General features: G+C 68.2%; 12 protein-coding genes. 5 read left to right on the forward strand and 7 right to left on the reverse strand.

Annotated features, from left to right (window positions below; all coding sequences use genetic code 11):
• Positions 1-15: 15 nt before the first annotated feature.
• Together AC1VNX_RS08375 and AC1VNX_RS08380 are read right to left on the reverse strand one after the other, a co-directional pair.
• Entirely contained in the window at positions 16-852 is an 837-nt protein-coding gene (locus AC1VNX_RS08375) for a segregation and condensation protein A (protein WP_483156276.1), read from the reverse strand.
• Between the two features lie 75 nt (positions 853-927).
• Positions 928-1,134 carry a DUF3460 family protein gene (locus AC1VNX_RS08380; RefSeq protein ID WP_093058036.1) on the reverse strand — a complete coding sequence of 69 codons (207 nt, stop codon included), beginning with the start codon at positions 1,132-1,134 and terminating at the stop codon, positions 928-930.
• A gap of 70 nt (positions 1,135-1,204) precedes the next feature.
• On the opposite strand from AC1VNX_RS08380, the gene AC1VNX_RS08385 reads away from it, so the two are divergent.
• Positions 1,205-1,681 carry an outer membrane protein assembly factor BamE gene (locus AC1VNX_RS08385; RefSeq protein WP_432727250.1) on the forward strand — a complete coding sequence of 159 codons (477 nt, stop codon included), beginning with the start codon at positions 1,205-1,207 and terminating at the stop codon, positions 1,679-1,681.
• A 12-nt stretch (positions 1,682-1,693) separates the two neighbouring features.
• On the opposite strand, the gene AC1VNX_RS08390 is transcribed toward AC1VNX_RS08385, so the two are convergent.
• From AC1VNX_RS08390 to AC1VNX_RS08400, 3 genes are read right to left on the reverse strand one after another with little or no spacing between them, the layout of a single operon-like run.
• Positions 1,694-3,373, reverse strand: a complete 1,680-nt coding sequence (locus AC1VNX_RS08390; protein ID WP_483156277.1) for a SulP family inorganic anion transporter — start codon at positions 3,371-3,373, stop codon at positions 1,694-1,696.
• Between the two features lie 48 nt (positions 3,374-3,421).
• Entirely contained in the window at positions 3,422-3,991 is a 570-nt protein-coding gene (locus AC1VNX_RS08395) for a DsbC family protein (RefSeq protein ID WP_483156278.1), read from the reverse strand.
• A gap of 15 nt (positions 3,992-4,006) precedes the next feature.
• On the reverse strand, positions 4,007-6,274 hold the full coding sequence (locus AC1VNX_RS08400) for an aminotransferase class V-fold PLP-dependent enzyme (protein WP_483156279.1): 2,268 nt from the start codon (positions 6,272-6,274) through the stop codon (positions 4,007-4,009).
• A 102-nt stretch (positions 6,275-6,376) separates the two neighbouring features.
• Here AC1VNX_RS08400 and AC1VNX_RS08405 point away from each other — a divergent pair, with 102 nt between their 5' ends.
• Positions 6,377-6,838 carry an Lrp/AsnC family transcriptional regulator gene (locus tag AC1VNX_RS08405; protein ID WP_483161909.1) on the forward strand — a complete coding sequence of 154 codons (462 nt, stop codon included), beginning with the start codon at positions 6,377-6,379 and terminating at the stop codon, positions 6,836-6,838.
• Positions 6,839-6,952: 114 nt separating this feature from the next.
• Positions 6,953-8,668 carry an enoyl-CoA hydratase-related protein gene (locus AC1VNX_RS08410; RefSeq protein WP_483156280.1) on the forward strand — a complete coding sequence of 572 codons (1,716 nt, stop codon included), beginning with the start codon at positions 6,953-6,955 and terminating at the stop codon, positions 8,666-8,668.
• A 15-nt stretch (positions 8,669-8,683) separates the two neighbouring features.
• Here the strand turns inward: AC1VNX_RS08410 and AC1VNX_RS08415 are convergent, their stop codons facing one another.
• Together AC1VNX_RS08415 and metG are read right to left on the reverse strand one after the other, a co-directional pair.
• Positions 8,684-8,890: a hypothetical protein gene (locus AC1VNX_RS08415; protein WP_483156281.1), complete on the reverse strand. Its 207-nt coding sequence runs from the start codon at positions 8,888-8,890 to the stop codon at positions 8,684-8,686.
• A 28-nt stretch (positions 8,891-8,918) separates the two neighbouring features.
• Positions 8,919-11,021 carry a methionine--tRNA ligase gene (gene metG / locus AC1VNX_RS08420; RefSeq protein ID WP_483156282.1) on the reverse strand — a complete coding sequence of 701 codons (2,103 nt, stop codon included), beginning with the start codon at positions 11,019-11,021 and terminating at the stop codon, positions 8,919-8,921.
• A 140-nt stretch (positions 11,022-11,161) separates the two neighbouring features.
• Between metG and AC1VNX_RS08425 the strand changes: the two genes are divergently transcribed.
• The gene (locus tag AC1VNX_RS08425; protein ID WP_483156283.1) at positions 11,162-11,833 is read left to right on the forward strand and encodes a hypothetical protein; all 672 of its coding nucleotides are present in this window, start codon (positions 11,162-11,164) and stop codon (positions 11,831-11,833) included.
• A gap of 178 nt (positions 11,834-12,011) precedes the next feature.
• Complete coding sequence (locus AC1VNX_RS08430; RefSeq protein WP_483156284.1) at positions 12,012-13,043, forward strand: isocitrate/isopropylmalate dehydrogenase family protein; 1,032 nt, start codon at positions 12,012-12,014, stop codon at positions 13,041-13,043.
• The last annotated feature ends 32 nt before the right edge of the window (positions 13,044-13,075 follow it).

Genomic DNA, 13,075 nt, shown 5'->3' on the forward strand with positions numbered 1-13,075 from the left:
TGGGGACCGGTTGGGTCAGGCTGGCGAATAAGCCAATCTGACGTAGATGGGGGCGAAGGCTTCGGCCTGCGTGATCTCGATCAGCGTCTCCTTCGCAAGCTCCAGCATTGCGATGAAGGTGACGATCAGCACCGGCACGCCGCGCGACACGTCGAAGAGCTTCTCGAATTCGACGAAGCGCTGGCCCTGCAGGTGGCGCAGCACGATGCTCATGTGCTCGCGCACGTTGAGTTCCTCGCGCGAGATCTTGTGGTGCTGCACGAGCTTGGCGCGCTTCATGATGTCGGCCCATGCATCGCGCAGTTCGATCACGTCCACGTCGGGAAAGCGCGGCTTCAGCGACTGCTCGATGTAGACCTGCGCCTTCCAGAAGTCGCGGCCGTACTGCGGCATGGCGCTGATGGCGGCGGCCTGCAGCTTGGTCTGCTCGTACTCGAGCAGGCGGCGCACGAGCTCGGCGCGCGGGTCTTCGGCCTCTTCGCCGTCGGCCACCTTCTTGGGCGGCAGCAGCATGCGCGACTTGATCTCGATCAGCATCGCTGCCATCAGCAGATATTCGGCTGCGAGCTCGAGGTTCGTCTGGCGGATCTCGTCGACGTAGCTCAGGTACTGCCGCGTGAGCCCCGCCATCGGGATGTCGAGGATGTTGAAGTTCTGCTTGCGGATCAGGTAGAGCAGCAGGTCCAGCGGGCCTTCGAAGGCTTCCAGGAACACCTGCAGCGCCTCGGGCGGGATGTACAGGTCCTTCGGCATCGCGAAGAGCGGCTCTCCATAGAGCCTCGCGAGCGCGACCTGATCGACCACCTCGGGCATGTCGACCACCAGCGTGCCGTTGTCCTCGTCGCTCTTCATCGGGCTGTTGCTATCGTTTCAATAGCTGCCAGCGCAATGCGGACGGGCGTGTGCTGCCAGATCGGCATCACTGAATTACTTGGCCTGGGTCTGGTAGACGTAGGGCTGCATCGGCACGCGGGCTTCGCTGTACTCCTCGAGCAGGCTGCGGTCGAGGTGCTTGTCCCAGAGGAGGGCGCGGCCAGCGCGCTGCTCGGCTTCCAGCGTGGGCTTCTTTTCCTTCATTTCCTCGATGAAGTTCGTGATCTCGGAGGTGTAGTGGGGGCGGCGGAAGATGGACATAGACTGGACCTTTGTTGGCGCGAATTTTACCGGGGACGGCATGAAGCAACTTCAAGGGTGGCGGATCGGCATGGCAATCGGGTGTCTGGCGGCGGCGATCGGGCTCGCCGCATGCGACTCGAAGAACATCAGCGAGCTGGAGGAAGGCGTGTCCACCGAGGCCGACGTGCGGGCCCGCTTCGGCCAGCCGGAGAACATCTGGGACGCCCCCGGGGGCGCCCGCGTGTTCGAATACAACCGCCAGCCCGCGGGCCAGAAGAACTACATGATCACCATCGGCACCGACGGCAAGATGAGCGCCCTGCGCCAGGTGCTCACGCCCGAGAACTTCGCCAAGGTGCAGCCCGGGATGATGATGGAAGACCTGCGCAAGATGCTGGGCAAGCCCGCCAAGGTCACGCCCTATGCCCTCAAGCGCGAGACCGAGTGGGAATGGCGCTGGGTGCAGCCGCCGAATTCGTCCATGGTCTTCACCGCCACCCTCAACGACGACCAGCGCGTGGTGCGCAGCGGCTCCTCGCCCGACCGGGGCACCGAGGCGCCGTAGTCTCCATGGCGGCTATGCGCCGTGCGACGCGCCGGGCTGGCCCGTCGTCAATTCCTCGGCAAAGCCCGAACGCACCAGCACCTCGAGCGGTTGCGGCTGCAGCGATTCGATGCGCAACAATCCGTCGCGCGCCAGCACCGCCCGGTGCAGCTGCCGCAGCGCATCGACACCGGTGGCGTCGATGTAGATCAGGTGCGTGGCGTCCAGCACCACCGTCATGCCGCGCGGCGCGCGCTCGGCGGCATTCACCGCCTCGTCGAGCTTGGCCGCCGCGCCGAAGAACAGCGCGCCGTAGAGGCTGTAGGTGAGCACTGGCGGCTGCAGCGTGACCAGTTCGACGCTGAACAGTCCGTTCATGCGCCGGATGAAGAGCGCGCAGGCCAGCACGATGCCCACCTGCACCGCCACCGTCAGGTCGAACACCACCGTGAGGAAGAAGGTGCCCAGCATCAGCAGCCGGTAGTGGCGGCTGAAGTGCCGCAGCTGCGCGGGCGTGAACTCGCGCCATTCCCCCATGTTCAGGCCCACGAACACCAGGATGCCCGCCAGCACCGCGAGCGGCACGTGGCGCGCCAGCGGCGCGGCCAGCAGCACCACCAGCAGCAGCGTGAGCGCATGCACCACGCCCGCGACCGGCGAGCTCGCGCCCGAGCGGATGTTGGTGACCGTGCGCGCGATGGTGCCGGTGGCCGGCATGCCGCCGAAGAAGGGCGTGACCACGTTCGCGATGCCCTGCGCCATCAGCTCCTGGTTGGGGTCGTGGCGCGGCTGGCCGCTGATCTGGTCGGAAACGCGCGCGCACAGCAGCGACTCGATGGCGCCCAGCAGCGCGATGGTCAGCGTCGGCGTCACGAGCTGCTTCACCGTCTCCCACGAGAAATCGGGCAGGGCGAAGGCCGGTACGCCCTCGGGAACGCCGCCGAAGCGCGTGCCGATGGTTTCCACCGGCAGCCCGAAGCCCCACGACACCAGCGTGAGCGTGACCAGCGCCACGATCGGCCCCGGCATGCGCGCGCCCACCTGCACGACGCGCATGCGCGCCACCGGGCCCGCCAGGCGCAGCACGGCGTTGCCGATCCTCGAGTCGCCGCGCAGCAGCAGCGGCCACAGCAGCAGCCCGCCCACGCAGGCGATGCCCAGCGCGAAGGCGTGCGGGTTGAAGGTGCCGATCCGCAGCGCCATCGCGTGCAGTTGCGAGAACACGTCGGCCGGCATCTTCTCCACCGTGAGCCCGAGCAGGTCCTTGAGCTGCGACAGCAGGATCAGTACCGCGATGCCGTTGGTGAAGCCCACCACGATCGACAGCGGCACGAAGCGCACCAGCCGCCCCAGCCCGAACAGCCCCGCCACGAACAGCAGCACGCCCGCGCAGGCGGTGGAAATCAGCAGATTGGCGACGCCGTAGCGCTCGACGATGCCGTAGACGATCACGATGAACGCGCCCGCCGGCCCGCCGATCTGCACCGCCGAGCCGCCCAGCAGCGAGATCAAAAAGCCCGCGATGATCGCCGTCCAGATGCCCGCTTCCGGCTTGAGCCCCGAGGCAATGGCGAAGGCCATGGCCAGCGGCAGCGCGACGATGCCCACCGTGGCGCCCGCGCCCAGGTCCTTGAAGAAGCGCTCGCGGTCGTAGCCCGTGAGTGCGTCCAGCAGGCGGGGGCGGAAGCGGGTGAGGTTCAGCGGGGATTGCATGGGCCGCTCATTGTGGCCCGGCCCGCCGTCGTTCGAATGCCGGTCCGGTCAGCGCGGTCCGGCTGCTGCTGCTGGCAGCAGCTGCTCGATCCAGCGCACCGGAATCGCGCCCGGCACGAAGGTGCCGTCGCCGAAGACCAGCGCGGGCGTGCCCCGGATGCCGAGCCTGCGCCCGAGCGCGGCATTGCGCTGCAGCGCCGATGCATCGCAACCGCCGGCGATTGCGGCGGGCTCGGTGCCTTTCTCGATCCAGGCTTCCCACGCTGCGGCCCTGTCCTTGCTGCTGCACCAGAGATTGCGGGCCTTGGCCGACGAGTCCTCGCCCAGCACCGGATAGAGAAACACGTGCACCGTGACGTTGCCGAGGGCCTTCAGGTCCTTGTCGACACGCTTGCAGTGGCCGCAGTTCGGGTCGGAGAACACCGCAATCTGCCGCTTGCCGTCGCCGTGCACGACCTTGATCGCGTCCTGGAAGGGCAGTTGCTCGAAGCGCATCCCGTCGAGCTTGCCGAAGCGCCCTTCGACGGAATCGGAACGGCGCTGGGCGAAGGCAGCCGGCAGTGCGGGCAGTGCGCTGAGTGCGCAAGCAGTGAGGAGAAAGTTGCGGCGGAGATTCACTGAAGCCTTCGAAAGTCAGACGGCCTGCGCATGCAGCGCTTCGGCGGACGATTCTCGCGGCCACAGCGCGAGCCCTCCGGCCAGGCTCCATGCCTGCGCATGGCCCAGCCGGCGCAGCGCCTTGGCGGCCTGCGCGCTGCGGTTGCCGCTGCGGCAGAAGAACACCACCGGCGTCTGTTCGGGCAGCGCCAGCCAGTCGGGCAGGGCGTTGGGCAGCCTCGACAGCGGCACGGCCTGCAGTCGGGTCGCCGCGTCGAGCACGGGCGCGTGGCCGACACGCTGCTCGTAGGGCTCGCGCACGTCGACCAGCACGAGGCCGGGGTGCGCCTGCTGCAGGGCTGCCAGCGCCTCGGGCTTGAGGTCGAAGGCCGGGCCGGCGGTGCAGGTGTCGACGCGGGCGCCGCAGGCCATGGTCCGGTACTCGGTGAGCGCGAGGCCGCGCTCCAGCGCTTCCTTGGCGCTCGCGAAGCCGGCCGCGTCGAGGGCGCCGGAAAGAACCTGCTTCAGCAGCGGCTGGGCGGCGCATTCGGTATCCAGCGTGGCCGCGAAGCGGTCGTCGTAGTCGTGGCCCGGCAGCATCAGGGTGCCGGGCTGCAGCGCTTGCTGCAACTTGAGCAGCGAGGGGCCGTAGGCCAGCGGCTCGCTCTGCGCGAAGTCGCTGCGGCCCAGCGCGCCGGGCATCACGGTGTCGCCGACGAAGGCCAGGCGCAGGCCGCCGGTGTCGTGCAGCAGGTAGGCGGTGGAGTCGGCGGTGTGGCCGGGCAGCGCCAGCCGCGTGAGCCGCTGCGTGCCGAGTTCGATCTGCTGCGCGCCTTGCGGCCATCCGAGCGCATCCACGGGGCCGGCTTCGCGCTGCGATTCGGGCACGGCGGCGAGCAGTTCGGGGCCCGAGGAGGCGTGGTCGCCGTGGCTGTGCGTGTCGAGCACGGCGGCCAGCGTGTAGCCGTGGCAGCCCAGCCATTGCGTGAGCTGGCCGGTCAGTTCGGGCAGCGGGTCGATGACCACGCAGCGGCGGCTGGCGGCGTCGGCCAGCAGGTAGCAGCAGGCGCCGTCCACCACGAAGCGGGTCAGCCGCTCGGGCGGCAGCGCATGGCTCTGTGGCGTGGTGCTCAGGCAGCTGTCGCGCAGCGATTCGCCGCACGAGGCGATGCGGGCACAGGCCTCGTCGATGAAGGCGTCGTCGGCGGCCGGTCCGAAGGACAGCCGTACCGCCGATGCGGTGCGCCACGCGGGCAGCCCCATCGCTTCCAGCACGTAGCTGGGCCGGGCCTTCGATGCGCCGCAGGCGGAGCCGCCGCTGACGCGCATGTCGGCGGCGTCGAACAGGTCCAGCAGCAGCTTGGAGCTCAGGCCGGGCACCGAGAAGTTCAGCGTGGTCGGCAGGGACAGCTCGGGCGGCGCGTTGAACACCAGGCCCGGGAAGGCATCGCGCAGCGCGGCGGCGAGGCGGTCGCGGTAGGCGGTGAGCGTGCCGTGGTCCTGGAAGGTGGTTCCTTCTTCCAGCGCCTCCAGCACGGCGCCCAGCGCCGCGATGCCCGACATGTTCTCGGTGCCGGAGCGCAGCGAGTCTTCCTGGCCGCCGCCGGCCATCAGCGGCGTGAAGGGCGCGCCCTGGCGCACGTACAGCATGCCGATGCCCTTGGGCGCATAGAGCTTGTGGCCGGAGAAGGGCGCGTAGTCGATGGGCCGCTCGCCCAGCCACAACGGCAGCTTGCCGAGGGCCTGCACGCTGTCGACCATCCACAGCGCCGGGCTGCTTGCGAGCGCGGCGGCGATGCCGTCGAGGTCGCTCACCACACCGGTCTCGTTGTTGGCCGCCATCGTGCAGACCATGCCGGCGCGCGGCGCATGGGCGCGCAGCCAGCCGAGGTCGTAGCGGCCGTCGCGGCCCACGGGAATGGCCTGCACCTCCAGGTTCAGGCCCAGCAGGGCGTTCCAGTGCCTGAGCGCCTCGGGCACGGCCTTGTGCTCGGTCGCGCCGTAGAGCAGCAGCTCGGCGGCGGTATCGCCGGCCTGGCGCCGGGCGCGCAGCGCGCTCAGGGCCGAGAGCACGGCGGTCTGGATGCCTTCGGTCGCGCCGCTGAGGAACAGCAGCTGCCCCGAGGGCGCGCCGATCACCCGGCGGCCGCGGGCGCGCACGGCGTCCATCAGCGCCCGGGCCTTCAGGCCGGTGGTGTGGATGCTGCTGGGGTTCCCGAAATCGCCGGCCATGGCGGCGAGTGCCGCGGCGCGGGCCTGCGCAAGAACGGGGGTGGTGGCGTTGGCGTCCAGATAGATTTCCATGGACAGGATTCTGCAAAGCCGCGCCAGGAAAAGGCTTGCGTTCCAGGCTCCATTTCTTCAGTATTTGAGAATACAGTTCTAAAAAATATGAAGAAGATAAAAATTGATTCCATGGATCGCAAGATCCTCGAACTGCTGCAGCAGAACGCCGAGTTGCAGGTCGCCGAACTGGCCGCGAAGGTCGGCCTGTCGCAAACGCCCTGCTGGCGGCGCATCCAGCGCCTGAAGGAGGCCGGCGTCATCACCCGCAGCGTGACGCTGGTCGATCCGCAGAAGGTGAACGTGGGCGTCACCGTGTTCGTCGCCGTGCGCACCCGCACGCACTCGCAGGCCTGGTTCGAGCACTTCAAGGCGGTGGTCGACGTGATTCCCGAGGTCGTCGAGTTCTACCGGATGAGCGGCGACATCGACTACCTGCTGCGGGTGGTCGTGCCCGACATCGCTGCCTACGACAAGGTCTACAAGCGCCTGACTGCCGACACCGACCTGTCGGACGTGAGCTCCAGCTTCGCGATGGAGGAAATCAAGTTCACCACCGCGCTGCCGCTTTCCTACGTCGAATGAGAACAGCGGCGAGGCCGCCATGCGAACTTTCAGTCAACTTATCCGGAGCGAGGGTTGCAGATACATTTTTGACATTCATTGACATTTGGTTGCTGACATTACCGGGGCCGTCCGATGCACATCCTGCTTGTCGCGAGCGCGTTCAACAGCCTGACGCAACGGGTTCTCGCCGAACTCCAGGACCGTGGCCACACCGTCGGCGTGGCGCTGGCCCTCGGCAATGACGATGCACTGCGCGAGGCGGTGCGGGTGCATGCGCCGCAGCTCGTCGTGGCGCCGATGCTGACCACCGCGATTCCCGAGGACATCTGGAGCGCCCACACCTGCCTGATCGTGCATCCTGGCCCGCCCGGCGACCGCGGCCCCTCGTCGCTCGACTGGACGCTGCAGGGTGCCGCCGAGAGCTGGGGCGTCACCGTGCTCGAGGCCGTGGCCGAAATGGACGCGGGCGATGTCTGGGCCTGGTCGCCGCTGAAGCTGCCGCCGCTGGCCGGCAAGAGCGATCTGTACCGCGGCGAGGTGGCCGACGCGGCGCTCGACGCGGTGCTGCTCGCCGTCGAGCGTTTCGCCTCCGGCAGGCACAAGCCGCAGAAGCAGGAGCCCGAGGCGCTCGCCGCCGGCTGGCGGCCCTTCATGAAGCAGGAGGAGCGGCGCATCGACTGGACTCGTGACCCGACCGAAGCAGTGCTGCGCAAGCTACGCGCGGCCGATTCGCAGCCCGGCGTGCTCGACGAGCTGCTGGGCGCGCGCTGGTACCTGCACGGCGGCCACCCCGAGGACGAGCTGCGCGGCAGCCGCCCCGGCGAGCTGATCGCCACCCGCGCCGGCGCCATCTGCCGCGCCACCGTCGACGGCGCGGTGTGGATTGCGCAACTGCGCCCCTGGCGCGAGCCCGGCTCGCGCCTGCCCAGCTACAAGCTGCCGGCCGTCGAGGCGCTGGGCGATCTGCTGCCCTTCGAAGTGCCCGAGGTGCCGGCGCCACTGCAACTGCCGGCCGGGCGCTGCACCTTCTCGGACATCCGATACAGCGAGCAGGGCGATGTCGGCGTGCTGAACTTCAGCTTTCCGGGCGGCGCGATGAGCACCGCGCAGTGCCGCCGGCTGCTGGAGGCCTACCGCTTCGCCTGCACCCGGCCGACCTCGGTGCTGATGCTGGGCGGCGTGCGCGATTTCTTCTCCAACGGGATCCATCTCAACGTGATCGAGGCGGCCGAAGATCCGGCCGAAGAGTCGTGGGCCAACATCCACGCGATGAACGACCTCGTCGAGGCGGTGCTGGGCACGACCGACCGGCTCACCGTGTCGGCGCTCGGCGGCAACGCGGCGGCCGGCGGCGTGATGCTTGCGCTGGCGGCCGACGAGGTGTGGTGCCGCGACGGCGCCGTGCTCAACCCGCACTACAAGCTGATGGGGCTGCACGGCTCGGAATACTGGACCTACATCCTTCCGCGCCGCGTGGGCGAGAGCGAGGCGCTGCGGCTCACGCAGTCGGCCCTGCCGGTGAGCGCGAAGCGCGCCGTCGAACTCGGCATGGCGGAACGCGTGTTGCAGGCCGCGCCCGAGGAACTGGGGGCCGAAGTGGCCCGGCTGGCAGCGGAACTCGCCGCATCGCCGGAGCTGGCCGATCGCATCGCGCGGAAGAAGGCGATGCGCGAGCAGGACGAATCGGTGAAGCCGCTGCAGCGCTATCGCGACGAGGAACTGACCCACATGCGCCGCAACTTCTTCGACGCGCGCGAGCCGCATGCGGGGCTCAGGTCGGCGTTCGTGCGGAAAGAGAAGGCGCTGCACACGCCGCCGCATGTGGCCCGGCTGGGGCTGGCGGACTGAGCCTTCGAGGCCCGTTTACTGGCTGTCGGGAATCACCGCATCCGCCGCAGCGCCCACGGCCTTGCCCGTGATGCGCGCGGTGCCGATGGCCGCGTCGGCCGCCAGTCCGACCGCGCTGGCGCCCACGCTCACCGCCGTGCCCGCCACCGTCACCACGGCGCAGCCGCCCAGCACTGCCGAAAGCGACGCAAGCAGAAGGAGGCGGCGCAGCAGTGCGGTCATGGCGGTTCCCTTTCTTCGATGAAGCCGGTCAGCGGACCCGCATGCCCGGCGTCGCGCCCGGCCAGGGTTCGAGCACGTGGATGCCGGGGTGGGCCTTCTCGTCGCCATGGCTGGCGGCCAGCACCATGCCCTCGCTCACGCCGAACTTCATCTTGCGCGGCGCGAGGTTGGCGACCAGCACGGTGAGCTTGCCCACCAGCTGCTCGGGCTGGTAGGCCGAGGCGATGCCGCTGAACACGTTGCGGGTCTTGCCTTCGCCCGTGTCGAGCGTCAGGCGAAGAAGTTTGCTGGAGCCCTCGACCTTCTCGCAGGCCACGATCTTCGCGATGCGCAGGTCGATCTTCGCGAAGTCGTCGATGGTGATGGTGGGCGCGATGGCCTCGCCGCCCGGCAGCTCCGTCGTCTCCTGTGCCGCGGCGGGGGCTGCAGCAGCGGCGGGTTCGGGCGCGTCGAAGAGCTTGTCGACCAGCTTGGGGTCGGCGCGCTGCATCAGGTGCTTGTACTCGCCGATGGCGTGGCCCACGGGCAGCGGCTGCGCAGCGTCGGCCCAGGCCAGCGGCTGGATCTTCAGGAAGGCCTCGACGTTCAGCGCCAGCGCCGGCAGCACCGGCTTCAGGTACAGCGTGAGCAGGCGGAATGCCTCGATGCACACGGTGCACACGTCATGCAGGCGTGCCTCGGCGCCTTCCTTCTTGGCCAGCTCCCAGGGCTTGTTCTGGTCGACGTACTCGTTGACCTTGTCGGCCAGCGCCATCACCTCGCGCAGCGCGCGGGCGTAGTCGCGGCCGTCGTAGAGCGAATGCAGCTGCGCCGCCGCGTCGCGCAGCGTGAACAGCAGCGCGTCGCCATCGGCCGACACCTCGCCCAGCTTGCCGCCGAAGCGCTTGCCGATGAAGCCTGCCGCGCGGCTGGCGATGTTGATGTACTTGCCCACGAGGTCGCTGTTGACGCGCGCGACGAAGTCCTCGGGGTTGAAGTCGATGTCCTCGTTGCGGCCGTTGAGTTTGGCGGCGATGTAGTAGCGCAGCCACTCGGGGTCGAGCCCGATCGACAGATACTTGAGCGGGTCGATGCCGGTGCCGCGGCTCTTGCTCATCTTCTCGCCGCTCACCGTGAGGTGGCCGTGCACGTACACGGCGTCGGGCGCCTTGCGGCCGCTGAAGTGCAGCATCGCGGGCCAGAACAGCGTGTGGAAGGTGATGATGTCCTTGCCGATGAAGTGCACCTGCTCCAGCTCGGGGTCGGCCATGTACTCGGTGTACGAGATGCCGTCGCCGCCGAGTTCGATGCAGCGCTTGTCCAGCAGGTTCTTCAGCGAGGCCAGGTAGCCCACGGGCGCGTCGAGCCACACGTAGAAGTACTTGCCCGGCGCATCGGGGATCTCGATGCCGAAGTAGGGTGCGTCGCGGCTGATGTCCCAGTCGCCGAGGCCGCCCTTGCCCTCATCGTCCTTGTAGAGCCATTCGCGGATCTTGTTCTGCACCTCGGGCTGCACGTGGCCGGCGGCTGCCGTCCATTCCTTCAGGTAGGCCTCGCAGCGCGGGTCGGAGAGCTTGAAGAAGAAATGCTCGGAGCTGCGCAGCTCGGGCTTGGCGCCCGAGAGGGCCGAGTAGGGGTTGATCAGCTCGGTGGGGGCATACACCGCGCCGCACACCTCGCAGTTGTCGCCGTACTGGTCCTTCGAGTGGCAGTTGGGGCACTCGCCCTTGATGAAGCGGTCGGCCAGGAACATGCCCTTTTCGGGGTCGTAGAACTGCTCGACGCTCTTGGTGCTGATCAGGCCGTTGGCGCGCAGGTCGCGGTAGATGTCCTGCGCGAGCTGGTGGTTTTCTGGTGCGTCGGTCGAGTGCCAGTTGTCGAAGGAGATGTAGTAGCCGTCGAGATACGGCTTGCGGCCCGCGGCGATCTCGGCCACGAAGGCCTGCGGCGTCACGCCGGCCTTGTCGGCCGCGATGGTGATGGCCGCGCCGTGGGCGTCGTCGGCGCACACGAAGTTGACCTCGGCGCCGTTCATTCGCTGGTTCCGCACCCAGATGTCGGCCTGGATGTACTCCATCATGTGGCCGATGTGGAACTTGCCGTTGGCATACGGCAGGGCGGTGGTGACGAAGAGCTTGCGCGGGGCGGACATCGGGGAGGGCGCTTTCGGGAGTGGCTGACGGGGAACCGGGCATTTTAGGTGGCGCGGCTGCCGGGCGCCTCACGATGAGTCGACAAACCGGTCAAACGTGCATGGCATCATCCCCGCTCCAAAAAACTGGGAGGGATTCAATGCACAGCAACAAGTCATTCGCTTTCAAGGCGATTCTGGGCGCGGCCGTCGCAGCCGCGGCAAGCGGCAGCGCGATTGCCGCCACACCCTCTTTCGCCGATTGTTTCAAGCTCAAGCCCGGCGTGGCCTATACGCTGAGCGACCGGTCGAAGGTCCAGATCGTCAAGTCCCAGTTCGCGGGCAAGGCTGCGATCGGCGTGGTGAGCATCGACGAAGGCGCCAAGAGCGTGAAGTACTTCGACGAAACCGGCCGTCAGCGGCTGGGTTCCGAGCAGTACGGCATCGCGGCGCTGGGCGGCAACGCCGGCAAGGTCGTCATCAAGGAGGTTTTCGCGGCGCCGTTTCCCGAGGTCCCGGCCGATGCCAAGCCGGGTGGCACCTTCAAACTGGCGGGCAAGGGAACCAGGACGACGAAGGACGGCAGCGAGTCCTTCGACTTCGGCAAGAGATACCAGGCCGAGCATGTTTTCGTCGGCTTCGAGAACCTGGAACTGAAGCCGAACTACAACTCGCGCACTTTCGAGAACGTCTGCCACCTGAGCTCGCGCGGCGAGGACAACTCGGTCGACTCCTGGTACGCGCCGCAATACGGCGTCATCAAGATGCAAGTGAAGACCTCCAAGGGCGAGGCGCTCTTCAGCTACGAACTCGACGGCCTGGAAGAGCGTTGAGCCGTCGGCGGGATGCCGGCTGGGAATAAGGCTTTGGTTTCGCCGAGGCGCCCTGGCGTGGGATGATTCCCGCCGGAGATCGCCCGCCGGTGTGTCGCATCCGGTGGCAAGCGATGCGCACGACGCCGGGCGGCCGGTCTCCTCAAGTTTTTTCGCCAATCGACCTGAGCGCCCCACCATGACCACTCCCATTCCCGCAACCCTGATCCCCGGCGACGGCATCGGTCCCGAAATCGTCGACGCCACGCTGGCCGCGCTCGACGCGCTGAAGGCGCCCTTCACCTGGGACACGCAGATCGCCGGCCTGGGCGGCGTCAAGGCTTCGGGCGACCCGCTGCCGCAAGCCACGCTCGACAGCATCCGCAAGACCCGCCTCGCCCTGAAGGGCCCGCTGGAGACCCCTTCGGGCGGCGGCTACCGCTCGTCGAACGTGCGGCTGCGCGAGGAATTCCAGCTCTACGCCAACCTGCGCCCCGCGCGCACCATCATTCCCGGCGGGCGCTTCGACAAGATCGACCTGGTGGTCGTGCGCGAGAACCTCGAGGGCCTCTACATCGGCCACGAGCACTACGTGCCCATCGACGGCGACCCGCACGCCGTGGCCATGGCCACCGGCATCAACACCCGCCAGGGCAGCCGCCGCCTGCTCGAATACGCCTTCGACACGGCCGTGGCCACCGGCCGCAAGAAGGTCACGCTGGTGCACAAGGCCAACATCATGAAGGCGCTCACGGGCATCTTCCTGGAGACCGGCCTGGACCTCTACGAGAAGAAGTACAAGGGCAAGTTCGAGCTCGACACGGTCATCATCGACGCCTGCGCGATGAAGCTGGTGCTCAACCCCTGGCAGTTCGACATGCTGGTCACGACCAACCTTTTCGGCGACATCCTTTCCGACCTCGTGGCCGGGCTGGTCGGCGGCCTGGGCATGGCGCCCGGCGCCAACATCGGCACCGACGCGGCGATCTTCGAGGCCGTGCACGGCTCCGCCCCCGACATCGCCGGCAAGGGCATCGCCAACCCCACCGCCTTGCTGCTTGCCGCCGCGCTGATGCTCGACCACGTGAAGCTGCCCGAGCTGGCCGCGCGCCTGCGCACCGCCATCGACGAGACGCTGAACATCGACAAGGTGCGCACCGGCGACCTGGGCGGCACGGCGGGTACGGCGGCGTTCACGAAGGCGCTGGTCAGCCGCATCAACGGCGCTTGAGTCTCGCTGCGGCCGCGTTTCCCTTTTCGAGC

The sequence above is a fragment of the Variovorax sp. TLI9-5A genome, from assembly GCF_056867935.1.

Bases quoted from the DNA above. Each gene is read 5' to 3' on its own strand.
- AC1VNX_RS08425 (WP_483156283.1), top strand. From the start codon at position 11,162: ATGCACAGCAACAAGTCATTCGCTTTCAAGGCGATTCTGGGCGCGGCC.
- AC1VNX_RS08430 (WP_483156284.1), top strand. From the start codon at position 12,012: ATGACCACTCCCATTCCCGCAACCCTGATCCCCGGCGACGGCATCGGT.
- AC1VNX_RS08385 (WP_432727250.1), top strand. From the start codon at position 1,205: ATGGCAATCGGGTGTCTGGCGGCGGCGATCGGGCTCGCCGCATGCGAC.
- AC1VNX_RS08380 (WP_093058036.1), bottom strand. From the start codon at position 1,134: ATGTCCATCTTCCGCCGCCCCCACTACACCTCCGAGATCACGAACTTC.
- AC1VNX_RS08400 (WP_483156279.1), bottom strand. From the start codon at position 6,274: ATGGAAATCTATCTGGACGCCAACGCCACCACCCCCGTTCTTGCGCAG.
- metG (WP_483156282.1), bottom strand. From the start codon at position 11,021: ATGTCCGCCCCGCGCAAGCTCTTCGTCACCACCGCCCTGCCGTATGCC.
- AC1VNX_RS08375 (WP_483156276.1), bottom strand. From the start codon at position 852: ATGAAGAGCGACGAGGACAACGGCACGCTGGTGGTCGACATGCCCGAG.
- AC1VNX_RS08390 (WP_483156277.1), bottom strand. From the start codon at position 3,373: ATGCAATCCCCGCTGAACCTCACCCGCTTCCGCCCCCGCCTGCTGGAC.
- AC1VNX_RS08415 (WP_483156281.1), bottom strand. From the start codon at position 8,890: ATGACCGCACTGCTGCGCCGCCTCCTTCTGCTTGCGTCGCTTTCGGCA.
- AC1VNX_RS08410 (WP_483156280.1), top strand. From the start codon at position 6,953: ATGCACATCCTGCTTGTCGCGAGCGCGTTCAACAGCCTGACGCAACGG.